A 1,485-nucleotide genomic window follows, 5' to 3' on the forward strand; every position below is an offset into this window, starting at 1 on the left:
CGCGGGTGCGACCGAGTTCTCGGGCGAAAGGGGCGATTATCTGGACGGGGGCAATGTGGCGGCGCTGTCGCTGGCAGCCGGCACCATCGCTCTGACCTTCAATGCGGACCAGGTCTCCGGACAGCAGGCGCTCTTTTCCAAGGACGGCAGCGGCTATGACGAGGGCGGGCACCTGACCGTCTGGCTCAAGAACGGCCAGATCTATGTCCGCCAGCAGACCGATGACAGAAGCGAGTATCTCAAGGTCCCCGATCTTCAGGTCAAGGCAGGCACCGACTATCACTTCGCCGTCTCCTTCGGCGAGGACGGCCTCAATGTCTATGTCAACGGACAGCTCTTTGCTGCCGAGCCGGAGATGAAGCAGGGCATGGACATGAACGAGCGCTCCTTCCTGGTCGGCGCGTCCGGTGCCTGGCGCTCCAGCGACAGCCAGACCGCGAGCCAGCAGTTCAAGGGCACCATCTCCGATGTCATGGTCTTCGACGAACAGGTCGGGGGCGAGGCCATGGCGGCGCTGGCCGGCGAGGTCGACCCGGCATTTGAGGCCGATGCCCTGGCCGCCCTCGCCCAGGACGACCTGATGCCTGCCTTCCAGCAGCTCCATCACGGATCCGACGAGGCCAAAGCGCTCGCCATGGCCTATGGCTTCAACCACATGGGCGAGATGACCGCCAACGCCACCCCTCAGGACGGCACCGATCAGGACGAGACCATCGAGGGAACCGACCAGGCCGACGCCATCAATGCCGGGCTCGGCGACGATACCGTCAACGGCAAGGCCGGCAACGATATCCTCCAGGGTTCCTACGGCAACGACATCCTCAATGGCGGCGACGGCAACGATGTGCTCGACGGCGGTCACGGCGAGGACATCCTCAACGGCGGCGCCGGCAACGACCTCCTCATCTCCCAGTCCGACGGACGCGAGGGACCGGTTGCCTACGACCCGGACCGTGACGAGGGCGATCCGGACAACGAACTCACCGACGGCAAGCTCTATCCAGACCAGCCGATCCCGGCCGACGATGTCATGACCGGGGGATCTGGCGCCGACACCTTCTACTTCCAGACCCTCATCAACGCCAAGGCCCGCTTCATCGAGGAACACACCCAGGATGACGGCACCATCAGATGGCACGGCGTTGCCGGAGAGAATGACGACATCCACAATCACTGGGTCGATGTCATCGGCGACGACATCATCACCGACTTCAGCCGCGCCGAGGGCGACAGCATCCTGATCGAGGGCCACACCACCAAGATCAGATCCATCACCTATGGCGATGCCAACGATGACGGCATCGTCGATCACTCCGTCATCGCCCTTTATTCCGACCAGGGCAGAGGCGGCGGCGCCCACAACAATGACGACCTGGGCACCGTCACCGTCTATGGCGACCTGATCACGCTGTCCGACATCTCCACCACGGCCAAACCGGCCTACGGCATCGTGAAGTCCATCGCCGATATCGACGAGGCCATCAA

The 1,485-nt window shown here is 63.5% G+C and carries 1 protein-coding gene; it reads left to right on the forward strand.

Annotated features, from left to right (window positions below; genetic code table 11):
• On the forward strand, window positions 1-1,485 hold a 1,485-nt coding region (locus tag Q0915_RS32010), incomplete at both ends, for a LamG-like jellyroll fold domain-containing protein (protein WP_366525367.1).

This window comes from uncultured Roseibium sp. (genome assembly GCF_947494555.1).
In the GTDB taxonomy this organism is placed as follows: domain Bacteria; phylum Pseudomonadota; class Alphaproteobacteria; order Rhizobiales; family Stappiaceae; genus Roseibium.